The organism is Bacteroides mediterraneensis, assembly GCF_016900355.1.
In the GTDB taxonomy this organism is placed as follows: domain Bacteria; phylum Bacteroidota; class Bacteroidia; order Bacteroidales; family Bacteroidaceae; genus Phocaeicola.
In genome coordinates this window covers 13,931-39,352 of the sequence record NZ_JACJKA010000023.1, presented here as the reverse complement: position 1 = coordinate 39,352, position 25,422 = coordinate 13,931, and the positions used below count along the sequence as shown (strand labels likewise).

The window sequence follows — 25,422 nt, the reverse complement described above, 5'->3', positions numbered from 1 at the left end:
TTGAGAAAATTATTATAGACAGGCCGGGACTGCAGGGAACTGTGGTCTCGGTTTTTTTATTGATGAGAATATGCAATAAAGAAAAAGTACTTGGTTATCTAATAATAAAATTTATAAAAAAAGAGGCTGAATTTTAAATTCAGCCTCTTTTATACTATTTATTGCAATGATTATTCGCCACCCAGTTTAATTATGATGATGTCATCATATGCCATACAATTAAATCCTGCACCACTTTCTTCCATATAATACATAGGTGCAAGCTGGAAGGTCTTTTCATCAATTTGACGGTTATAGCTGGCAGAAGCACCGAAACTAGTCGGGTGTTCCAAAGTGATAGCTCCATAACCAGTATAAGTCATACCAATGCGGTAAGAGTTATATACGATAGTGCCATCTTCCTGAACTATGAATGTAAAATCACCATCCATTGTACTCTTTGTAAATCCTTCCAATTCAGAAGCAGGCCAAGAAGCAGCATTAAATTCTGCATACGGACTAGCTAATTTGTATCGATTCGGTTGTTCAGCTGCCTGATACATATCCACTTTCACTCCATTGCCTTCATTATACCAATAGAAGAACTGATTATCATAGAATGTAGCTTTTCCCAGATTGTTCCATGTATAATCTTTGCTTACGGTGACTTCTGTTACATTGTTACCACCTACGGCTACATTTTCACTATCAAATTGTAATTCTACAGTAATGGCCTGTCCAATTGCCAATGGAGTTACATCTACTGTTATAGTTGTTTTATTTTCACCATCAGCAAAGTGGTACCCTGTAACTGTACATCCAGGAAATTCCTGTTCCGTTTCTCCTGAACCAGTATAAGCATATAATTGAACATTTCCTTCAAGTTCTCCCTCTGTAGTTCCACGAAGGATATCTACTGTAAATGTGGGAGATGAAGGAGAAACGACCAACGGATTCAGTGTAGAAGATACAAACGATAAGCCTTTACCTTCTGTATAAAGCGGTCCTTCCTGGTCGGCATTACAGGCACTGAATAGTACCACTACCAACAGCGATAGAAGAACAGATATTTTATTTACATATTTCATATCGTATCTTTATTAAAGTTCATGATTAAATTGATTATTTGTAATCGCCTGTTGGGTTCTGGTCTTTCGACAAGTCCATATTGACGTTACCATCAAATTCGCTTTGAGGAATTGTCAGTACCCACATGTAACATTCCGAATCGTCAGTCGGACGGTTATTTAAAAGTGCCGCATCAGGCCAGCCTTGTGTGGCCGTACGGCGGAATCCTTGATGCAAACGACGCAAATCCCAGATACGTCCGTATTCACCCCACAACTCGATACGACGCTGGTCGATAATCTCTTCACGTAAAGATCCTGTACGCTGACTACTTGTCGCACCCAAGGCTGTTCCGGTCTTGCTGGTCGTATAACCGTCTACACGTTTGCTCATTACAGCATACAAATCATTCTTGGCAGCCGTTTCATCACCTAACATACATTCAGCTTCGGCGGCTGTAAGATACATTTCCTCTACACGCATCCATATATAATCACCCAGCCAAGTGGAATAATCTGAGAATTTGAATTTTTCCTGCTGATAACCTGCGTCAGCACCACGTTCGCTTTCTTCATTAGTTGGATCCCACCATTGTTTACGTGTATCGGTTGGCAACATAATGTTATCATACAAATCTTTGTTAATTTGTTTTCTAGCACTGTTACCATACGGCTTCTGGCTGACATCCAATTCATCCACTGCATCCATGTGGCTAAAGAAGGATGCATACATACCTGTTTGGTCGTTCTGGATGGGGGCTCCCCACATCACATTTGCTGCAGTCACATCGTTCAAACCTAAAAAGTCACTCACAGGCAATACTGTGCATCCGCTGGCTTCAATTGCATTGTGAGCCGCTGTTTTAGCCAGATTCCAGTCCTCCATTGTCAAAGCTATACGAGCCTGGATACCATATGCCACGCTTAAATCAATATGGGTTTTGTACTTCTGCGCAGGTGCATCCGTCAACTTGTTAATTGCGGTCTGAATGTCAGAAGTAATTAATTCATACACTTTCTGTACTGTGGAACGAGGCTGACCTGCTGTGCCGGCTACAGTGGGTTCTGTATAAATCGGGCAGCAAGGATCTTCTTCATGTCCTTTGTAAGTACGGGCAAAGTTCTGTGCCAGCATAAAGTAAGAATAAGCACGGATAGCGTATGCCTGACCAATTACATAATTCACATCCTCAGTTGTACCGCTCATTGTTTCCTGTGCGGCCAGAATGTAATTGGCGTTACTGATCCATGTATAGTAGCAGTTCCACATATCATAAGAACGCCATGCTGAACTAGTATATCTGCTTTTTACGTTATAGAGGCAATCGTACCAGTACCATCCACTACCCATATCATCCATAATCATGTCTTCCCCCATCACATCAGCCATAATTGTGTATGAATTGATACCAAAACTTTGATGGGTATTGTCTGTCGGTGACCAGGAAGTATACATTGAACGGTAAATACCATTCAACGGAATCAACGCTGAGTTTGCGTTGCTCAACAAAGTAGTACCTGACATGGAGTCTGTCGGTGCTGTATCCAAGGCTGAATCCAAACAAGAAGTCAATACGGAACACCCCATGAGACCGACAAAGGTATATTTCAAAATTTTCTTCATATTCTTATTTATATATTAATTCAGGAAATAATTAGAAATTAACTTCAAATCCGAAAGACCAAGTCTTGTTCGGGCTGTATGAATAGTCTGTCGAACCACTGAAGTTATACTGTGGATCCATACCTTTCAGATGAGTAAACAACGCCAGGTTGTCAACAGAAGCAAAAATACGGATAGAACTCAATTTAGCCTTTACCATCCATGCCTTTGGAAGAGTGTATCCTAAGGTAATGTTTTTGATGGCAAAATAAGAAGCGTCAATCAGCCAACGGTCATTTGTGGCATAAGTACCACCCACTTCCATACGAGGTACATCTGTGATGTCACCTGGTTTCTGCCAACGGCGCAAAGCATGTTCATTCCAGTTGTTGTTGTAGTACATGTTTTCCATGCTGCCACGATACAAACCATCATAAATCTTACCTCCCAATGAGTAAGTTGTCAAGACAGACAAATCCAGGTTTTTCCAGGTGAGGTTTGTACCAATACTACCGTACAAATCCGGAATACGGCTTCCCAAATAATATTTGCTTTCGTTAGCCTTGTTGTAATCACTTGTGATGTATTCGTTAGTGATGTTTCCGTTGTCATCTTTGTCGTATGCCCAGTAGAGCTGTGCACCTGTAGCGGGGTCTACACCAGCCGACTTAGCCATATAGAAAGTGTTGATAGGCATTCCTTCTTTGATACTGTAGATACCATTGATGATTTCAGGACTTTCGTTTGTCAGTTTTAATACTTTGTTCTTGACAGTTGATCCCATCCAGGTAATATCCCAGTTCCAGTCTGATGTTTTAATCACAGTTCCTCTTACTTCAAATTCAAAACCGCTGTTACGCATATCACCTACGTTGGCGTTGTAACCGTTGAAACCGGTTGAAGTAGCCATCGGATAGCTTAACAACATATCAGTTGTCTTCTTATTATAATATTCTGCATTGATGCTCAAACGATGGTTGAATAACGAAGCTTCCACACCGACATTTATATTTCCATTCTTTTCCCAAGAAACTTCCTGGTTTTCCAAAGAAGATACCATACCACCGATATTGTTACCATTAGGCCAACCCAGATCGTATAAGCTTTGCCATACATAGTAATTTGTAGTAACTCCATCGCTCTTTAAGATATTATCATTACCTTGCTGTCCATAGCTCAATTTTACAGACAAGTTGTCTACCCATTTCACGTCTTCCATGAATGCTTCTTTAGAAATTCGCCAGTTACCACCTACAGACCAGAATGTACCCCAACGATGATTTTTGTGGAAACGGGAAGAACCATCTCTACGGATAGATGCGTCGAAATAATATTTTTCATCGAAGCTATAGTTGAAACGACCAAACCAAGATTCAATACGATATTTATCAGTATATGAATCAGCAGAGGTGATGGTAGTACCTGGACGAAGTTCCAAGATGCCATCTACCAGGTTAGATTTAGCAGCATTCAAGTATTCGTACTGGTATGCATAGAATTCATGACCAGCCATTACATTGAAACTATGTAAACCGAAGGAACGGTCCCAAGTCAAGATCTGGTTGAATGTGTAGCTCTGCATACGAGTATTGTACTTGTAGAGCAAACCACCGGCAGCGGCTTGGTTACCATGATACATATTCATATAGTTCATCTGGTTTGCTGTACGATAATCCATACCAAAGTTTGCAGCCAGTTTCAAACCTTTGAATACGCCGAAGTTGTCACTGTCAGAGCCCAATGTAAAGCCTGTACGCAAGCTGGCTACATCGTTCTTTACGTATGACTTATCATCTACCAGATTACCCAGCGGGTTGTAGTCGTTATAACTACCCGGACGTCCTTGTTCACCGTAGTCCAACTGAGGATTGCCGTTTTCATCCAATACGTTATTACCCTCCATATCTTTTACATACATCGGAAACAACGGAGAAATAAATTGAGCAGAATACCATACATTTGAAGTAGAAGAACCGTCATACTGGCTATAGTTCATCAATGAATGTGTCAATGATACGTTCATGTTACCTTTAAACCATTCAGTCACCTCTGAATTAATGTTGGCACGTCCGCTGTAGCGCTGGAAGTTTGTACCCGTCAAAATACCGTCTTCGTTCAGGTAGCCCAAAGAGAACATGTATTTAGTTTTTTCTGTACCACCACTTAACTGCAACTGATGTTCGTGGCGGAAAGCGTTATTGTGGAGGATAGCGTCCATCCAGTTTTCATTCCAAGCAGCCTGAGCATCTGCACGAACTTGACCTGTGGTCGGATCAATAATCTGATTCCATGTATAATTTTTAAACGGATTATATAATTCTCCACCTAAATTAGTGCTCAAAGAATTGCGAGCGGCAGCTTCAGCATCAGCCCAGCTATAACTATTGGTAAATACATAACCATTACGCAATGCTTCATAAGTCAGCTGAACAAATTCTTTTTGATTTACCATGTCGTATTCAGGAATAGCACGAGAAGACCAACCTGCGGTAGAACGCCATGAAACATTTGTTTTACCTTCTTTACCTTGTTTGGTGGTAATCATGACTACACCGTTTGCACCACGGGCACCATAAAGGGCACCGGCAGATGCGTCCTTCAACACGGTCATAGACTCAATATCCGACGGGTTGATAGAAGATAATGTTCCATTATAAGGAATACCATCGACTACATACAACGGATCTTGTGATGCGTTGATTGAACCATAACCACGGATGACGATAGAAGCAGCTTCACCAGGCTGTCCAGAACCTGAAGTGGTCAGCACACCTGTACTTTGTCCTTCCAAGGCTTTGGTTACGTTGGTAATAGGACGTGACTCGATTTTATCTCCGCTAATAGTTGCAGCAGAACCCGTGAAAGATGATTTCTTTGCCGTACCGTAAGCTACGACCATCACTTCGTCAAGTTGCTCTGCATCAGATCTTAACACTACTTTCACACGAGGTTGGATTTTCACTTCCTGCGTCTGCATTCCGATGAAAGAAATGACCAAAGTTCCCGCGGAACTAAAAAATACTATAATCAATTAGTAATCAGATAAGTATATTTTGGAGAAAAATTTATTCTCATGAGTTTCAAAGACACATAGAGGAACTTTTAACATCATTTTTCTACCAAAACTCTACTCTTTTTCATTAAAAATTCCGATTGCATTACAACTTATATTTCTTAATTTTAAATGAGTTATAAGATAAAAAACTAACTTTGTAAACAAACACTTTAGCAAAATGAGAAAATATCCTGTAGGTATACAAAGCTTTGAAAGCCTTCGTAAAGGAGGCTATCTGTATATAGATAAGACAGAACTTATTTACCGTTTGGTCTCGACCGGAAAGTATTATTTCTTCAGCCGGCCAAGACGATTTGGGAAAAGCTTATTGATTTCTACATTGGAGGCTTATTATTCAGGACGAAAAGAATTGTTTCAAGGATTGTATATTTGTCAAATGGAAAAAGATTGGCTCTCTTATCCCATTCTACATATTGACCTGAATGCGCAAAAATATGACACACTTAAAAGCCTTGACGATATTTTGAATGATATCTTAACAAAATGGGAAAAAGTCTATGGAACAGAGCCAAGCGAAGTGTCCTTATCTTTGCGTTTTCAAGGAATCATCCAGCGGGCAGCTGAAAAGACCGGAAGAAACGTCGTGATTTTAGTAGACGAATATGACAAACCTATGCTCCAGGCTATAGGAAACAGCGAACTGCAAGACAACTATCGTGACACATTAAAGGCCTTTTATGGAGCGTTGAAAAGCAAGGACCAATATATTCAGTTCGCATTATTGACAGGTGTTACCAAGTTTAGTAAGGTAAGCATATTCAGCGATTTGAATAATTTGATGGATATATCCTTTGACAAACGATATGCCGAACTTTGTGGAATTACGGAAAATGAGATTCATGCTTGGCTGGAAACAGACTTGCATGAATTATCTGTTCATGCCAATATGAGTTATGAACAGGTCTGTCAATCTTTAAAGGAACATTATGACGGCTATCATTTCACTGAAGATTCCGTGGGATTGTACAATCCGTTTAGTCTTTTGAACACATTTGCTAAAATGAAGTTTGGCAATTATTGGTTTGAAACAGGAACCCCAACTTATCTGGCCCAATTGCTTAAACAAAACAAATGCAATTTAGTCCGCCTTTCAAATGAAGTGGTTACAGCTGATTTACTGAATGGAGTAGACTCCTTGACGAACAACCCTATCCCAGTCCTATATCAAAGCGGATATCTGACCATTAAATCCTATAATCCTCGTTTTAATGTGTATACCTTGGGATTTCCCAACCAAGAAGTAGAAGAAGGTTTTATCAGTTATTTGTTGCCTTATTATGCTCATGTGCAACCCGCAGAATCGGCATTTCAAATCATGAGCTTTATTGAGGAAGTAGAAAAAGGAGAAATAGATGCTTTCTTTTCACGGCTGCAAAGTTTTTTTGCAGATACTCCCTACGAAATGGTACGCGATTTGGAGTTACATTATCAGAATGTACTTTTCATCATATTCAAATTGCTTGGCTTCTACACGGAGGCGGAATATCATACCTCAGAAGGCCGCATTGACCTGGTAATAAAAACGAACCGTTTTATTTATTTGATGGAATTTAAACTGGAAGGTTCCGCTGAAGAAGCATTGAAACAGATAAACGACAAACATTACGCAGTTCCTTTTCAAACTGATGGAAGAAAGGTCTATAAAATAGGCGTGAATTTCAGTAATAAGACTCGGAATATCCAAAAATGGATTGTGGAAAATGCCACAAACTGAGTTGTTTCACAAGTATCGTGTGTAAACCGGAGATCATGAAAAGATTATTGTATTCAGATTTTATGTACAAATCTCTTTTGGTTAGTCAGACGTAATAAGTTAAATAATATAAAGTCCCTTTATGATAAACAATTACACAATAAGATGCTGAAAAGGATGTATGGTGATTATTAAAGAAAAACCATCCCGACTGATTTTATAGCCAGGATGGTTTTATTCTGTTAAATATGCAAATTAACTGATATAGTATCTGTTAATTTTTTTGCGGCAAAGTTGATGCCCAATTTTCATTCTGTGTTACACCATACCCTGTATTAATTTCTGCATTTGGAATTGGATATACCAAATTAGAAATTTTATAATTTGTATAGGTAAATGAAACTTTCGGAGCTTGTGTCGCATCTACTTCAGCCATTTCATCCCAACGGCGAAGGTCATATAGACGTAATCCTTCTTGGAACAACTCACGTGCACGTTCATCTTTGATGAAAGACATCAATTCTTCCTTCGTAGAAGGCAAATCATTAACAGATGTAATATCTGCATTACGTTTTGCTACAGTCAACAATGCATTTTGTGCATCATTGATTGTTCCATTTGAACTGTGCAGATTGGCTTCTGCCTTGATGAGGAACATTTCAGGAGCATTTACGATATAATTTGTCGCATAGGCAGGGTTACCTGAAGAGAAATGAGAGAATTTACCTCCTTTGAATACAGGTACTTCCGGAGTAGATTCGCCATCCCATTCAAAAATGCTTGTACGGCAATCGTTCTCACCATATAAAGCTTGAAGTTTCGGGCTCGGACTGTAGTTATAAGTGCTCCATAACGTACCACAGGAGTTAGCCGACCAGTTCTGACTGGCTGTAATGGCTAAGGCAAACATACTTTCAGTATTGGATGTTTCACTATTATACAGAGCTTTATAGTTTGCATTGCCGTATGTTAGTGTTGAAATATTGGCTTCATCAAGTGCTTTTTGTGCATCTTGTATAGCTGCATCCCAATTTTCCATATACAAGTTAGTACGTGCTAACAATCCATATACAGAAGCTTTACCAAAATACTGTAACTGACCTCTGTCACCACCGGCTGCATCGAAGTGTTTGATGGCATTGTTAAAGTCTGACAATATTGCTTCATAACTTTGTCCTACAGTAGAGCGTGTCACCTTCTCGAACGCAGGTATAGGTGTATTAATTACCACGATACCAGGTTCTGATGAAAAGTCTATGCCATTTACTTTTATTTGATGGCAGAATATATTTGTCAACATCAGCTGGGCATAACCACGTAATGAATATGCTTCAGCCATATATAAGTCAAGTTCCGCCTTTTCTTCCGGTGTCGCATTTTCATATATAGCTGGAACAGCCTCTATTATACGGGCTGCGTTATCAGCAACTTTATATCCATATTCCCATATGGATTTTAAATAAGTATCTGTATCTACAACGGTAAACGTATAGATATCGTCAAAATGTCCGGTTTTACCATTCCAGTAGCTGATATCTGTCGGGATATCTCCTATACTGATGGCATAATTACCAGCAAAGCTATAATAGTACAGGTTATAATAAGTTCCATTCAGTGCAGTTGAAATTTTTGAAACCGATGTCAATGCACTTTCCGTATCGATTCCTGAATAGTAATCGGTTTCAAGAAAATTATCACCGCAACTTGTCATGCCAGCTCCCAGAGCTATCAGCATAAATGCGTTTAATATATGTTTCTTCATATTATACAGTTTCTTTTAAGTTAGAAAGTAAGTTGGATACCTCCAATAAATGTACGAGTAGCAGGATATTGCCATGCTATAACACCGTTTGCGGATGTTTCTGGATTGTAACCTACGAAATCACTAGCGGTGAATGTGTAAAGGTTGTCTACAGAAATGTATGCACGGAGTCTTTGTATCAGAACTTTTTCTGTCCATTTTTTTGGAAGAGTATATCCAAGTGTCAAGTTACTAATACGTAGATAGTCTCCATTGTATAAGAAACGTGATGAAGTGGCTGTTGCCTTATATGGATCTTTATAGATGTATTGAGGATATTTGGCATCCTTGTTTTCTTCTGTCCATGAGTTGAGTGCAACGTCTTTCAAAGGAGTTCTGAATGCCATTCCGAATCCGGTGAAGGCAGCTCCGGAATCAAATACTTTTCCCCCAAGACGATAATTGAATGACAATCCGAAATCAATGTCTTTCCATCTCAGATTGGTTCCGAAACCACCCAATACATTCGGGTCAGCATCCCCTACATATCGTTTGGCTGCTGCATTATAATCACTGGTAGTTTCGTTTCCCGTTTCATTCAGATACCATAATGGCTTTCCTGTTTCACGGTCTACACCAGCATATTCCTTCATCTTGAACTGTGTATAAGGACGGCCTTCTTCAATAATCTGGAAATCGTATTCTATCGGGTCATCGGTAGATAATTTTACCACCTCATTCTCATTCCAAGTCAAGTTAGCATAAGCACTCCATGACCAATCTTTAGTTTGGAGAATATTCGCATTCACAGAAAATTCAATACCATGGTTGCGGATTTTACCGATGTTCTTATAGGTTTCGGACATGCCTGTAGTCATAGACAAAGGTACTTGGAATAAAGCATCAGAGGTAATTTCATTATAAAAATCAAAAGTGAAGTGCAAGCGATGCCACAATGAAAAATCAAATCCTACATCGAATTTTTTAGAAACTTCCCATGTCAGTTCCTGGTTGGAAATGCTTACAGGAATCATACCCGGCATTTGATTATAGTTATAACCTGCACCATAGAATCCACGCGCTGCATACCAGTCTATATCTTGGTTTCCGACAGTACCATAAGATGCACGTAATGTGGCGTTGGTAAATACGTTGTTCCCACTTAAGAAGTCTTCGCCTGAAATACGCCATTTACCTCCTACTGACCAGAAGTTACCCCAACGGGTATCACTACCGAAAACAGAAGAACCATCCCGGCGGTATGAACCAGAGAGATAATATTTGTCAGCATATGAATAGTGCGCATCCATAAAGTAAGAAGCTAAACGAGCCTCTTTTTTATAGTATTCACTTCCTTGTTCTGTTCCGGCTGTAGTCAAATCACGCATACCGGAATCGGCAAATGGGAAATCAGACTTAGCATAATATTCATAGAAGTATGATTTCTTTTGCATTTCTTGTCCCAGCATCACATTGATGTCATGCTTGTCTGCGAATTTATGATTCCACCCTAATACATTATTCCATGTAATTACCGTGTTACGGGAATTATATTGTTGTCCCAATCCGTTATAATCCATGGCTTGTGGATTGTAGAGTGCACTCCAATACTGATATTGGCGTAAATCTGTTAGATTGACACCTAAAGTTGTCTTGGCATAAATACCTAATCCGAAATCAACTTGCAGATATGGATTTAAGTTGATGGTCTGCATTTTATTTTCATTCAGCTCACCAGTATCTTCATCCATCAACGCAACAGGGTTATACATATTTATATTGTTGTAGTTCCCTTCAGAGTCATATACAGGATCCATTGGAGTCTGGCTGGAAATTGCAGCAGTTAATGGGCTTGACATAGAACCACCTGTAGACAATGAGAATCCATTTTGGGTAGAATAGCTATAAGATGTATTTACACCGATTGTGGCCCATTTAAATTTTGAATCAAGATTCATACGCCCTGAGAATCGTTCCATATCTGATCCGATAATCAGACCGTCAGTGTTCAAATAACCCAAGCTAACATAATAACCAGTATTTCCGCTTCTTCCTTGTGCGCTGAGGTTGTAATCCTGATAATATCCTTTACGGGTGATGGCATCCATCCAGTCTGTACTAGTCTTGCGGTCCCAGCCGAAATAGTTGTCAGCCAGGTAATCATAATTGTCTTGCCAGTTACCTCCTTGGTATGCTGTTAAACCATCGGTGAATAATTTCATGGTTTCTTCTGCATTAGCAAAATCCATGTTGTTGTTTCCCATGGACACGAAACCTTGTTTAACATCCAAGTTCAAATTGAATTTACCTTCTGAACCTTTCTTTGTTGTGACTACGATTACACCGTTTGCAGCACGTGAACCATAAATGGCTGTAGCAGCAGCATCTTTTAACACAGTAATACTTTCGATATCAGCCGGATTGATTGATGACATAGGATCAACCATGTTATTGTCTTTTGAACTCATTGCATCAGTATCAGAGTTGACAGGCATTCCATCTATTACGTAAAGAGGCTGTGTACCAGAGTTTAAAGAAGCACGTCCACGTATATATACAGACCCCCATACACCAGGCATACTGGTAGAGTTATTCATCTGCACTCCTGGCACCGTTCCTTCCAGCACTTTTACAAAGTTTGCATCATTCTTTTTTGCAATAGCGTCTTCACCAACGATAGAAGCTGCACCTGTAAATGATGCTTTGCGTTGTACACCATATCCGGTCACTACTACTTCATCAAGTACCTCAGCATCAGATTTTAATGTAACCTTTACATTCGGTTGGATTTTCACTTCCTGCGTCTGCATTCCGATGAAGGAAATAACCAAAGTTCCCGCCGAACTTGGTACGTTAGTCAACGTAAAATTACCATCAATGTCGGTAACAGTACCTACAGTGGTACCCTTTACCAATACTGATGCGCCCACTACAGGTAAACCATCTTCTTCAGAAGTAACATTACCAGTTACCTTCGAGATTTGAGCGTTTACCAGACCGATACCTATCATCAGGCAGGTCATTAACAGCATCAATTTTCTTTTCATAAAAAATCTCTCTTAAAGTTTAACTTTACATTAATAAAAATTCATTCACTCTAACGGGTGCAAAAGTAGTAATATAATTTTAAATATTTATACCTTTTTCAATAAAAGTATAGCAAAAGGTTGCTTTTTAACACTTATCCGAGGATGTTTTTATACAAAAATACGTTTTTCTGAAGTATTTGATAAGCTTTTTTGTCTTTACATTTTTTTAGTCGTAATGATCTCTCAATCTTTATTTAGTGTCAATTTCTTTCTTTTAATTTAAACAAAATGGGGTGCATATATGTGATAAACTTCTACCAAAACGCATATTATCTGCATATTCTTTTAAAAGTCATATAGTATGAACAAAATCCGTTTTCGTTTAGTGTACAATCGCAAAAAAAAGTTAAACAAACTTGGTAAAGCCCTCATTCAAGTGGAAGTATATCAAAATCGTAAAAAGATTTACATTTCGTCAGGGATATATGTAAATCCGTGGCAATGGGATAGCTGCCGTAGTCGGATTATACGTCATCCACAGGCGGAAGAATTGAATCGCATGCTGGAAGAATTTATGTTGGAGTTACAATGGGAGGAATTGAAATGTTGGAAACGTGGTATTCCCGTTAATCCATCAGTTTTCAGAAATTTTCGGGCACAATCTCATGAAGAAAAAGTCACATTTTTCCACTTTGGTAGAAATTGGGTAGAACAATCAGCCCGTAAAGAAACAACCAAAAAGAACCTGTTGACCACATTAGATTTACTGAAGAATTTTCATCCCTATGTTGAATTTTCGGATATTACTTATTCATTTCTCCAGGAATTTGAGAATTTCATGAGGCAAAGAATGTATGAAACCAACACCATCGCCAAACACTTGAGACAATTAAGAACATTTATCAACGAAGCCATTAAAAGAGGGTATATGATGGCAGAAAATTATCCTTTTAAGAATTACCAGATAAAAACCACTCAAAGCAAACATACCTTTCTGCTACCTGAAGAAATCCGAAAATTAGAGCAACTTGACCTTTCTCTTTTATCCGAGTCGTTGGCTCATAGTCTGAAAGCCTTTTTATTTTGCTGTTATACGGGAGTGCGATACTCAGATTTTATACATCTTAATGAAAGAAATATTGTAAAAGTAAAAGGTAAAAAATGGCTGATGTTTAAAACGGTGAAGACGGATACAGAAGTCAGCATTCCATTGTATTTGTTATTCCAAGGAAAAGCCCTTGTTCTCTTGCAAGAACATAAGCATGATTTAAATCACTTCTTTCATCTGAAATCGAATTCATCCGTCAACAAAGATTTGAAGAAAATAGGACTGATGGCAAAAATAGACAAGCATTTCTCATTTCATACTGCCCGGCACACCAATGCAACGCTTCTGATATATAATGGTGCACAGATAACTACAGTTCAGAAGCTGTTAGGTCATCAAAGTGTGAAAACTACTCAAGGTTACAGCGAAATCTTTTCGGGTACGATCATCAAGGACCTGAAGAAATGTAAATTCTAACTATATAATAAGGTATATAGCTATTTTATCAAGGAAATAGGTAAATGTGAAAAGGCAAAGACTATAATAGAATAGCGTCTTGTTACATTTTATGTATCCCGATGCAGAAACGTATGTTTTCCTATAAGGAAACGTACGTTTCCGCACTGAGAAACATACGTTTTCCACGTGCGAAACGTAAAATATGAGGAATAGGTTATAAATTAATACCCTTGGATTTTGACTTGATTAGTAAAAAAGAGGTAGAAAAGCTATATAACTCGCACGTTCACATAGGCTCTGGATTGTTTATATGCAATACAGGCGGATTGTTAATTACTTGTTTATCAGTTATTTGTATGAAATTTTAGTTCGGCGGGAACTTTGGTCATTTCCTTCATCGGAATGCAGTCACAGGAAGTGAAGATTGCTCCGATGGTAAAAGTAGTTTTAAAGTCTGATTCTGAGCAACTCGATGAAGTGATGGTCGTAGCTTACGGTACGGCCAAAAAATCTTCATTTACCGGATCTGCAACATCAATAAAAGCAGATCAGATTACTTCAGGATCAAAAGAATCTTTAGATAAGGCCTTCTCTGGTAAAATGGCTGGTGTACGAGTAGCTTCTGCTACAGGTGATCCGGGATCTGTTGGAAAGGTCAACATCCGTGGAGTTGGTTCAATCAATGGATCTACTTCTCCTCTCTATGTAATCGATGGAGTTGTCATGAAATCAGATGAAGACATGAATTACTATGGAAAGTCACAGAGTATTTTAAGTACATTGAACCCTGAAGACATTGAGTCAATGACCGTATTGAAAGATGCAGCAGCGGCTTCATTGTATGGTTCTCGAGCTGCAAATGGGGTAGTCATCATTACCACAAAAAGTGGAAAAGAAGGTAAAACCCGAGTTTCATATAATGGTGAGGTTGGATGGAACAAAATGGCTGTTGACCAATACAATATGATGAGTGGTACAGATTACATCGATTATGCTCGTGAATCTATAGCAAACTATTATATGGAATATGAAGGAGTAGCTTCCAAAGAAGAAGCTTATACCCTGATTGACCAGAATAATGACCTTAGTGCTTTTGTAAAAGATCCTTCAGGAAAGACCAACACAAATTGGAAAGATGAAATCTATCGTACTGCTATAACACAGAACCATCAGGTTTCATTAAATGGAGGTAATCAAAATACCCGGTTTTATGCAGGATTTGGTTATAATAAGAGTGATGGTATTGTATTAGGTAGTGATTTTCAACGAATCTCAGGTCGTGTGAATGTCGATCAGAAAATTACAGATTGGGCCGATTTCTCTATAAAGCAGATGGTAGCTTCAACCACCCAAAACGGTTTTCGAGACCAGAATGATCAGGCTCAAGGGTTGGGTACAAGTTCTCCGTTAGGTATCTTATTTGCTTTGGATCCTACAGCTCCAGTATACAATGCAGATGGCTCATATAATGAAGATGTAAGCTTTGGACAAATTACCAATCCACACCTCATGTTGGGCAGTAAAGATAATGCCAATTCTTTGGAATGGATTCAAAGTAAAATGTTCCGTAGCTTGACAAATGCAGAATTGGGACTTCATTTCTTAAATAAACTTTTCTTTAAATCCGTATTTGGCTACGACTATATTGACAACAAACACTTTGAATATTGGGATAAGAATAGTGTAAATGGAGCAGCTGTAGGTGGTATGGGATCTCGTTATACTTTCCAGAACTCTACATTGACAAGTTCAAATACATTGACCTATACCGACACATTCAATGAGAAGCATAACTTATCTGCCATGATTGGTTTTGAAGTTGAAAATCAAGAATTGCTTCAAATTGTCACAGTGGCAAAGAACTATTCAAATCACCTTCCTGAACTGGTAAACGGACAACCTGATGCTGCCTCCAGCTCTACTTACGGGGCAGGTATGCTTTCTTATATTGGGAACGTAAATTATAACTATGATGATAAATATTATCTTTCTGGAAGTTTCCGACGGGATGGTTCTTCTCGCCTAAGTAAAGAGAACCGATGGGCTAACTTTTGGTCTGTTTCTGGTGCATGGAGACTTAGTAAAGAAGGATTCTTGGAAGATATGCCATTATTTACAGACTTTAAGATTAAAGCCTCTTTCGGTACGAATGGTAATCTTCCAACTGACTATTATGGATACAAAGATTTATATGCAGGATCTGGATATGGAAGCAATCCTGCTATCTATTGGTACCAGCTTCCGAATGACAAGTTGACATGGGAACGCTCAAAAAACCTTAACGTAGGTATTGAATGGAATATGTTTGACCGTGTAACATTGGGAGTGGAATATTATTTAAAGAAAACAACAGACTTGTTGTTCCAGGTTCCAAACTCTTATGTAACAGGATTTGCCAGCCGTTGGGAAAACTTGGGAGAATTAAAGAATGATGGTGTTGAAATAGAAATCAACTCACAGAATATCCGTACAAAAGACTTTACTTGGACTACGAACTTTAACTTGACTTACCAACAAGCTATTGTTGAAAAGTTGCCTAATGGAACAGATATTCAATATGGTGATGGCCAAATGTATATACACCGGGAAGGTGAATCAATGTATACTTTCTATCTTCCTGAATGGAAAGGCGTAAATCCTGAGACTGGATTAGGAGAGTTTTGGATTGATCCTAATGATCACTCAAAAGGGACAACTACAGACTATAGCAAAGCTCAATGGGGTATTGTGGGAAAAGCACTTCCAGACGTAATGGGTGGTCTGACCAATAGTTTTACATACAAAGATTTCGATCTTTCGTTCCTGATTACTTATCAATTTGGCGGAGATATGTTTGACTATCCTGGTTATTTCTTACATAGTGACGGATATCGTTTAGGAAGTACAACTCCTTCGGCTGATGTAGCAGGTAACTATTGGAAGAAACCTGGTGATGTAGTTGAGAATCCGAAGCCTATTTACGGTAATCCATACCGTGCTGATAGATTTTCCAGCCGTCATATAAAATCAACAGACAATATCCGGTTGCGCGAATTGACAGTAGGATATAATATTCCTATCTCTAAGAAATATATGCAACGTTTAAGAATCTATTTCAGAGCCAACAATCCTTGGTTAATTTGGGCAAAGACAAAGGATGTGGATCCTGATGTAGCCATCAACGGATATCGTCAGGTGGATACTCCGCAATTAAAGAGTTGTGTATTTGGAATTAATATTGAATTATAAGCAAAAAGAGTGATTATGAAATTTAAATATATTGCAATACTGACATTGGTTGCCGGCATGGCATCCTGTGACGTTTTGGAAAAAGAGCCGGCAGATTCATGGGAATCTTCATCTGCTATTACATCGTATGATGATTTAGTATATGCAGTCAATGGAGTATATGACAGCCAAACATGGACCTCAGCGACTTCATCTCGTGGAATCTATTCTGGAGATTTCACATTGTATGCTGATATGAAAGGTGAAGACTATCAATGCATTGGAAAGAACGGGCAGGCTACCGATGTTTCATGGTATTTGGCTGTTCCCACCAGTTTGAGTCCTGAAACATTTTATTTTGCATTCTATCAATCATTGGCCAGAGTAAATAAAGTATTGGAGCAAGCTGAAGAAGCTGGTCTGTCGGGAGAAGAGGTGGACCAACAGCTTGGAGAGCTTTATGCTTTACGGGCATTGTTTCATTTTGATTTGGCACTTTTATATGCTAAATTGCCATCTACTGTAAGTGATTTAAATAATGAACTAGGTATTACTTTGGCTACGCAGACATTCCCTGCAGACTATATCGGAGAAAGAGCCTCATTGGCAAAAACATATGAAACCATATTCTCTGACATTGACACGGCTTTGCAAAAATTGGCTAATGATAAGAGTAAGAAAAACGGACATATCAATTATTGGGGAGCTTTGGCTTTGCGTGCAAGAATGCATTTGTACATGGATAAAGCCGATGGAACAGACCATAATGTTTTAGCTTTACAAGATGCTAAGGAAGTGATAGAAAACAGTCCTTATTCATTGTATACGATTAATGATTATTTGAGTGTCTGGGCTCAACAATTCTCTCCTTCTGAAAATATATTCGAGATAGCTGTAACATCGCAATATAATGCACAGCGTAATTCTTTAGGATATTATACTCATGCAGAAGGATATGCTGAGGCTGCCATAAGCGACTCTTTCAAGCAATTGTTGGATGCACAGCCTGCAGGAGATATCCGCAAGCAATTAATCGCAGAAGAAACTGATAATGGTAATAATACAGGATATTATACACAAAAATATCCTGGATATAACGGAGAAATTTATGTGAATAATCCTAAAGTCATCCGTTTGTCTGAAGTTTACCTGATTGCGGCTGAGGCTGCATTAAAGTCTATTAATGACAATGGGGCTAGTGCAGCTGAGTATATTAATACTTTAAGAAAAAATCGTATTACTGGATATGAGGAGGTCAGCACGGTTACATTAGATGATATTTTAACCGAGCGCCGTCTGGAATTAAATGGTGAAGGACACATGGCATGGGATATGTGGAGAAATAAGAAATCCGTAAACAACCCTAAAGTTGGAAAGGTTGAATATACAGATTATCGAACTGTTTTGCCTATTCCACAAGCTGAAATCAATACTTCACACGGAGTTATAAAACAAAATATCGGATACTAAATCAATAAAATTTACCCAGGTTTACGTTTCGGCGTATTCTTGGGTAAGTTTTTCTATATTATTCTAATGTCTATCATTTGTAATCCTATTTATAAGGGGCAGTATTTTTCATGCAAAATAAATATTGAGTAGATCGTTTGGCAATAATAGCTAAAAACAAATTGTAATTAGAGAAAAGATTACATCTTGCTTCATTTTATGGATATACCTCCTTTTTTGGTCTTATTTCGACAAAATATGGTCTTTTTATATGAATTTTCTTGTTAATAATACAAAATATATGCAATTTTATTCTATTTATATTCGTTTTGTATAAATATAGGTAAGTATATACAAGTAGTTAAGAATCATTTATTTGTCTCTTTTTAATGCTATTTTGTTTCCTGCCTATGGAATAAGTGTAAGAATACCCTCTGTTTGACTTATTCTCCTTAGTTTATTATTTTAGCAGCCCGTTTGTGAAAACATACTTGTTTAACTTAACTAAACTAAAGAGAGATTTTATGAAGAAAAAAATCACGTGGTTCGTGACCTTTCTCCTGATAGGGATTGGTCTGTCTAATGCCCAGATTTCTCAAGTGACCGGTAATGTGACGTCCGATGAAGACGGACTGCCGGTAGTGGGCGCATCGGTATTGGTAAAGGGTACGACTGTAGGGACAGTGACCGATATCGATGGAAATTTTACAATTACTGGAGTGCCGGCCTCGGCAAAAGTTCTGGTGGTTTCTTTTATCGGTTTGCAGAGCCAGGAAGTGCCTGTGAAATCGGTGGTAAATGTAGTGCTGAAATCCGATGCGAAGCAGCTGGATGAAGTGATGGTTGTGGCTTATGGTACAGCCAAGAAGGAGTCGTTTACGGGTTCGGCATCGGTGGTCAAGGCTGACAAAATCACGTCAAGACCGGTAGCTAATGTCACGAAGGCTTTAGACGGATTGGTGGCCGGTGTACAGACTACTTCCGGTTCCGGACAGCCGGGTTCGGGGGTTTCGGTCGTGGTTCGTGGTTATGGGTCTATCAATTCGGCCCAGAGTCCTTTGTATGTGGTAGACGGAGTGCCTTATGATGGAGACGTGGTTTCCATCAATCCGAATGACATTGAGTCGATGACGGTATTGAAAGATGCCTCGGCAGGTGCGTTGTATGGTTCACGCGGAGCAAACGGCGTAGTGATGATTACAACGAAGAAAGGAAAGTCGGGCAAGGTAAATGTCAATCTGAAGGCTAACTGGGGTGTGGCCTCCCGTTCTATTCCTCGTTATGAAACAATGGATGAGGCGGGGTATCTGGAGACCGTTTTCCAGTCGTACAAAAACAATCAGATTTATAATAATGGTCTTTTGCCGGCGGCAGCGGGAGTTGCGGCACTGGAGGCCATGAAATCGGGGGCTACTGCGATTTTCAGCCAAAATGAGCAGTATAATCCGTTCAATTATTCTGTGACGGAGCTGATTGATCCTGCTACGGGCAAGGTGCGTAGTGACGCGCGTCTGAAGTATTCGGAAGATTGGATGAACGAGGCGATGGTGAACAACCCGTTGCGTCAGGAGTATAATGCTTCTTTCTCTGGTGGAAATGAAAAGACCAAGTATATGTTTTCATTGGGATATCTGAATGAAAAAGGTTTGTTGAAGACTACCCAGTTTTCTCGTTACAACGGTCGTATGAACATTGATTCGGATGTGACCAACTGGTTGAAGGCCGGGATGAATGCCAGCTATTCGCGCAATGAAAATAATACGGCAGTGGAAAACTCATCGGGTAACTCCAATGTGTGGTACACGGCTCAGCTGATGGCACCTATTTTCCCTGTGTATGAGAAGGATGCGGAAGGAAAGACGGTGTTAGATAAAAATGGCAATCCGGTGTTCGATTATGGATCAAACCGTCCGGCGGGTGCCAATGCGGACTGGAATACCATTGCGACTTTGTATGATGACAAATATTCTACTACGAGCGACAACTTGAGTGCCCGTATGTATATGGAATTAGGCAACCTGAAAGAGGGGCCTTTGCAGGGTTTGAAGTTTTCGGTGAATTATGGTTTCGACTTGATTAATCGGGATAACATGACTTATTACAATCCTTATAACGGAAATGCGACTTCCGTGAAAGGACGTCTGACCAAGAGTGCTTCCCGCTCTTTCAGCTACACACTGAACCAGCTGTTGAATTATGACCGCCGCTTTGGCAAACACCATGTTGCAGCATTGGTGGGACATGAATTTTATAAATATACCTATTCTTACTTGTCGGGTCAGAAAACGGGTTTCCCATTCGGTGGATTGTATGAACTGGCGGCAGCCACAACGGTAGTCGATACGGATTCTTATAGCCATAATTATTCAGTGGAATCGGTATTGTCGCGTCTGTCTTATGATTATGCTGATAAATATTATTTCTCGGCCAGCTTCCGAACTGACGGGTCGTCTCGTTTTTACAAGGACAGCCGCTGGGGTAATTTCTGGTCGGTAGGTGCGAACTGGCGGATTTCGCAGGAAGAGTTCATGAAAAACGTGAGATGGGTGAACAATCTGTCGGTGAAAGTAAGTTACGGTGTGCAGGGAAATGACCGTTTGCTTGATTCAAACGGTGATGACATCTATTATGCATGGCAGTCTTTCTATAGTCTGAGCTATCCGAACAATACGATGAACGGTGCCGCTTTGTCTTCTTTGGAAAATAAGGGATTGAAGTGGGAAAAGAACGGCAACCTGAATGTGGGTGTGGAAGGCCGGTTGTTTGACCGCGTGAGCTTCAGTGTGGAATGGTATCAGCGCAAGACTTCAGACATGTTGATGTCTTTCCCGATGGCTACTTCGCTTGGGTTTGACGGATACAACAAAAATATCGGTAGCATGCGCAACCGCGGACTTGACGTGAGCATCGCCACAGATATTTTCCAGCAACCAAACTTCGGATGGCGACTGACACTGATGGGCTCGACCGTGAAAAACGAGGTATTGCAGCTGGCGGATAAGCCGGAAATCATTAATGGAAGTTATATCATCCGTGAAGGTGAAACCATCAATTCGTTCTATACAGCTACTGCAGCAGGAGTGGATCCGGCTACAGGTGAACAGTTGTACTGGGTGTGGGATACGGATAAAGACGGAGTAAGAGGCGAGAAGTATATCTCGAATGATGCATCGAAGGCTACCAACTGCAAGGAAATCCAAGGCAGTCGTATTCCGGACTTGTATGGTTCTTTCAACAATGAATTCCGGTACAAGAACTTCGATTTGTCTGTGCTCTGTACGTATTCTATCGGTGGTAAGGTGCTGGATAGTGTGTACAGAACCTTGCTGTATGGAAATTATGTCGGACAGGCTAAGAGCAAGCACCTGGAACGTGCCTGGAAACAGCCAGGTGATATCACCGACATTCCCCGCATCGAGATTGGCAGGAGTTATATTACGACCAACAACGACTTGATTGACGCTTCTTACCTCGCCATCAAGAATATCTCCCTGGGTTATACTTTCCCGGAGAAACTGATTCAGAAATGGGGCATGAACCGTTTGCGGCTTTCAGCTACGGCAGACAATGTGGTGTTGTTCAACTGCCTGAAGGGTATGAATCCTCAGTATAATTTCAGCGGTGGTACGAGTTTTGGCTATGTGCCGGTTCGGACTGTATCATTTGGTATTGACGTAACATTCTAATGAAAAAAGACAACAATGAAAATCAATAAATATTTTTTATGCGGGCTGGTGTTCGCAGGAGTCGGTTTGTTGGCTTCCTGCTCGGATGAATTGGAGACTCAGCCTACCAACTCTGTGTCTGGAACGCAGGTTTTTGAGAACGCGGAGCATGCGGAAGCCGCGATTAATGGAGCATACCGTTTTTTGTACACTGCCGGATGGAGCTCGGGCTGGGGCACACAGAACTGTGGGCAGACAGCCATCCAGTTGTTTGCCGATTTGATGGCAGAAGATCATTTGATGCACGAACAGGGACAGGGATGGTTCTATGAAGATTATCGCCTGAACGTGCACGGAGACTATGCCGGAAAAGCCGGACGTTCTTATTCCGTATGGAATTTTTATTATACGATAATCAGTAACCTGAATTATATTCTGGCAAACGATGGAAAGCTGGAGGGAGATCCTGATCTGGTGAATAGTCTGATGGGCCAGGCGTATGCCTTCCGGGCTTATTGCTATTTTTATCTGATTCAGTTATACCAGCAGACTTATGCAGGGCATGAGAATGCTCCGGGTGTTCCTCTTTATACGGAACCGACGGTAGCCGGAACGGAAGGGAAACCTCGTGGTACGGTGCAGGGCGTGTACGACCGGATTAATTCGGATTTGGCTGAAGCAGTCGGTCGCTTAAAAGGACTGAAACAGTCGCACATCTCTCACATTGATTATTATGTAGCCAAAGGTTTCCAGGCGCGTGCTTTCTTGGTACAGCATAAGTATAAGGAAGCGGCTGAAGCGGCGAAAGAAGCACTGACAAAACCGGGACTTTCTTTGGTGAAGGTAGATGCCTTGGGTGGAAACAACAGTGTGAAGGTAGACGATGTGATGTGGGGACTGGAGATTTCGAAAGACCAGACTTCGGGTTATGCCGGATTCTTCTCTCACATGGATGCGGATGCAAAAGGTATGTATGGCTCCAAGGCCCGCCAGTGCATCAGTTCCGGATTGTATAACCTGTTGTCGGATACGGATGAGCGTAAGATGAAATGGTTCCGGGGAAAACTGGAAAAGGAGGAGAAAGGTAATTCTATGGTAAGTTATTGCCAGCTGAAATTTAAGATGGCCGATTATACTATCTGGACCGGTGATTATCTGCTGATGCGTGCGGAGGAAATGGTATTGATTAAGGCCGAGGCGGAATGTCATTTGAAGGAGTTTGATTTGGCACGGACTACTATCAAGCAGCTGGGAACGCTTCGGGATACAAATTATGAGGCTATTCTGGCAAAGCGAACCGATTCGGAAACTTATGATGCGAATACAAATGCTCCTGTCACTACGCTGATGGAAGAAATTTTGTTGCAGCGCCGTGTGGAATTGTGGGGTGAAGCAGGAAGAATCTTCGACTTGCAACGTCTGGCTTTGGGTTACGACCGGAAGTATGAAGGTTCCAATCATTCGGAAACAGTGCAGACAAAGAATACGGGAGTGGCTTCTCCGCTCTTCATATTCCCTTTGCCTCAGTCGGAGATTGACGGAAACGAGCATATCAGCAGCTCGGATAACAATCCTATTGTACGATAACTTTTAATTGAAATGAGATGAAGAATTATATATTCGCAATTGCGGTTTTATTATCGGGTGTGGCTGCTTCATGCAACAAAGATGCCGAAGGAGCGGTGTACACAGCACATGAAATGGCTTTTTCTTTTGTAAACGCCAAACAAGTGATGGACGCGGAGGCCGGAAATGCCGGTGTGGTAAAAGTGCCGGTTTATCGCTCCAGCAGAAACGGTGAGGCCAAGGTGGAAGTGATGCTTGACGAGAAGGCGGTTGCCGAAGGTGTGCTGAAGCTTCAGACACCGGAAGTGACCTTTAAAGACGGAGAACCGGCTGCCTATGTGGAAGTAAGTTTCTTGCCGGCAGACCAGTGGAAGGAAAAGAAATATACGGCAGTACTGACCTTTAAAGAAGGCACTCATTTGTCTCCCGGTGTTGAGGCCCGCACGGAAATTACGGTACAGCGTAAATAATTACGGTTGATTGTGGTTTGTAAAAATAAAAGAGCGCATCTGAAAGGAGATGCGCTCTTTTTCTGTATATTTGCGACATATAGAATTAGATTTACACTGAATGAAGGAATTTGTGATATCGGATGCGCAGACCGAAAAAGCTGCGCTGGTGGGTTTGATAACCCAGACTCAGAATGAACGTAAGACCAATGAATACCTGGACGAACTGGCTTTCCTGGCGGAGACGGCAGGGGCGGAGGTGGTAAAACGCTTCACCCAGAAGCTGGACACTCCCAACTCTGTGACGTATGTAGGGAAGGGTAAATTGCAGGAAATCAAAGATTACTTGGCTGTTCAGAATGAAAATGAGGAGACTGAAATCGGAATGGTGATTTTCGATGACGAACTCTCGGCGAAGCAAATCCGTAACATTGAGAATGAACTGAAAGTCAAGATACTCGACCGTACTTCATTAATCCTGGATATTTTTGCCATGCGGGCACAGACGGCCAATGCCAAAACGCAGGTGGAACTGGCGCAATACAAATACATGCTTCCCCGGTTGCAGCGTTTGTGGACACACTTGGAACGTCAGGGAGGTGGTTCCGGAGCCGGAGGTGGTAAAGGTTCCGTGGGTCTGCGTGGTCCGGGTGAAACGCAGCTGGAAATGGACCGCCGTATCATCTTGAACCGTATGGCCTTGCTGAAGCAGCGCTTGGCTGAGATTGATACGCAGAAGTCTACGCAGCGTAAGAACCGCGGACGATTGATTCGTGTGGCGCTGGTGGGATATACCAACGTGGGAAAATCTACGCTGATGAACCTGCTGGCCAAGAGTGATGTGTTTGCGGAAAACAAACTTTTCGCGACCCTTGATACGACGGTGCGTAAGGTGATTATCGAGAATCTGCCTTTCCTGTTGTCCGATACGGTAGGGTTTATCCGGAAATTGCCGACCGACCTGGTCGATTCGTTCAAGTCGACGTTGGACGAGGTGCGTGAAGCTGATTTACTGGTGCACGTGGTTGATATTTCTCATCCGGATTTTGAAGAACAGATTCAGGTGGTGGAAAAGACCATTGCCGATTTGGGAGCAGGTGGGAAGCCGAGCATGATTGTATTTAATAAGGTGGATGCCTATACCTATGTGGAAAAGGCGGAAGACGACTTGACTCCGAAAACCAAAGAGAACATTACCCTTGAGGAACTGATGCATACTTGGATGGCGAAGTTGAATGATAACTGTATTTTCATCTCAGCTCGTGAGAAAACAAACATCGAACAGTTCCGTGACCTTTTATATAAAAAGGTAAGAGAGCTGCATGTACAGAAGTATCCTTACAATGATTTTCTGTATCAGACCTACGACGAAGAATAACCGCCAAAAAGAG

The 25,422-nt window shown here is 40.7% G+C and carries 13 protein-coding genes; 8 read left to right on the top strand and 5 right to left on the bottom strand.

The genetic code is table 11. From position 1 onward, the window contains the following. Positions 1 to 170: 170 nt before the first annotated feature. Genes H6A28_RS11820 through H6A28_RS11810 form a run of 3 tightly spaced genes read right to left on the bottom strand, consistent with a single transcriptional unit; the run spans position 171 to position 5,647 of the window. Entirely contained in the window at positions 171 to 1,067 is an 897-nt protein-coding gene (locus H6A28_RS11820; RefSeq protein ID WP_204473767.1) for a hypothetical protein, read from the bottom strand. A 34-nt stretch (positions 1,068 to 1,101) separates the two neighbouring features. Continuing rightward, entirely contained in the window at positions 1,102 to 2,670 is a 1,569-nt protein-coding gene (locus tag H6A28_RS11815) for a RagB/SusD family nutrient uptake outer membrane protein (protein ID WP_204480518.1), read from the bottom strand. Positions 2,671 to 2,701: 31 nt separating this feature from the next. Then, positions 2,702 to 5,647, bottom strand: a complete 2,946-nt coding sequence (locus H6A28_RS11810; protein WP_204480540.1) for a SusC/RagA family TonB-linked outer membrane protein — start codon at positions 5,645 to 5,647, stop codon at positions 2,702 to 2,704. Between the two features lie 235 nt (positions 5,648 to 5,882). On the opposite strand from H6A28_RS11810, the gene H6A28_RS11805 reads away from it, so the two are divergent. Further along, positions 5,883 to 7,439 (top strand): ATP-binding protein, encoded by a 1,557-nt coding sequence (locus tag H6A28_RS11805; RefSeq protein WP_204480516.1) that lies wholly within the window; start codon positions 5,883 to 5,885, stop codon positions 7,437 to 7,439. Positions 7,440 to 7,692: 253 nt separating this feature from the next. Here the strand turns inward: H6A28_RS11805 and H6A28_RS11800 are convergent, their stop codons facing one another. Further along, positions 7,693 to 9,180, bottom strand: coding sequence for a RagB/SusD family nutrient uptake outer membrane protein (locus H6A28_RS11800; RefSeq protein WP_204480515.1), 1,488 nt, complete (start codon positions 9,178 to 9,180; stop codon positions 7,693 to 7,695). 20 nt (positions 9,181 to 9,200) lie between these two features. Next, positions 9,201 to 12,206, bottom strand: coding sequence for a SusC/RagA family TonB-linked outer membrane protein (locus H6A28_RS11795; protein ID WP_204480508.1), 3,006 nt, complete (start codon positions 12,204 to 12,206; stop codon positions 9,201 to 9,203). 343 nt (positions 12,207 to 12,549) lie between these two features. On the opposite strand from H6A28_RS11795, the gene H6A28_RS11790 reads away from it, so the two are divergent. The 7 genes from H6A28_RS11790 (at position 12,550) to hflX (ending at position 25,409) form a co-directional block, all read left to right on the top strand. After that, a complete protein-coding gene (locus tag H6A28_RS11790; protein WP_204473770.1) occupies positions 12,550 to 13,713 on the top strand; it encodes a site-specific integrase in 1,164 nt (387 codons plus the stop codon). Between the two features lie 363 nt (positions 13,714 to 14,076). Continuing rightward, complete coding sequence (locus H6A28_RS11785) at positions 14,077 to 16,923, top strand: SusC/RagA family TonB-linked outer membrane protein (RefSeq protein WP_204480507.1); 2,847 nt, start codon at positions 14,077 to 14,079, stop codon at positions 16,921 to 16,923. A 15-nt stretch (positions 16,924 to 16,938) separates the two neighbouring features. Further along, positions 16,939 to 18,372, top strand: a complete 1,434-nt coding sequence (locus H6A28_RS11780; protein WP_204480505.1) for a RagB/SusD family nutrient uptake outer membrane protein — start codon at positions 16,939 to 16,941, stop codon at positions 18,370 to 18,372. A 503-nt stretch (positions 18,373 to 18,875) separates the two neighbouring features. Continuing rightward, positions 18,876 to 22,037: a SusC/RagA family TonB-linked outer membrane protein gene (locus H6A28_RS11775; RefSeq protein ID WP_204480503.1), complete on the top strand. Its 3,162-nt coding sequence runs from the start codon at positions 18,876 to 18,878 to the stop codon at positions 22,035 to 22,037. A 15-nt stretch (positions 22,038 to 22,052) separates the two neighbouring features. After that, positions 22,053 to 23,603, top strand: a complete 1,551-nt coding sequence (locus H6A28_RS11770) for a RagB/SusD family nutrient uptake outer membrane protein (protein ID WP_204480502.1) — start codon at positions 22,053 to 22,055, stop codon at positions 23,601 to 23,603. Between the two features lie 17 nt (positions 23,604 to 23,620). Beyond that, on the top strand, positions 23,621 to 24,052 hold the full coding sequence (locus H6A28_RS11765) for a hypothetical protein (protein WP_204480493.1): 432 nt from the start codon (positions 23,621 to 23,623) through the stop codon (positions 24,050 to 24,052). Positions 24,053 to 24,152: 100 nt separating this feature from the next. After that, on the top strand, positions 24,153 to 25,409 hold the full coding sequence (gene hflX / locus H6A28_RS11760; protein ID WP_204475464.1) for a GTPase HflX: 1,257 nt from the start codon (positions 24,153 to 24,155) through the stop codon (positions 25,407 to 25,409). Positions 25,410 to 25,422 lie beyond the last annotated feature (13 nt).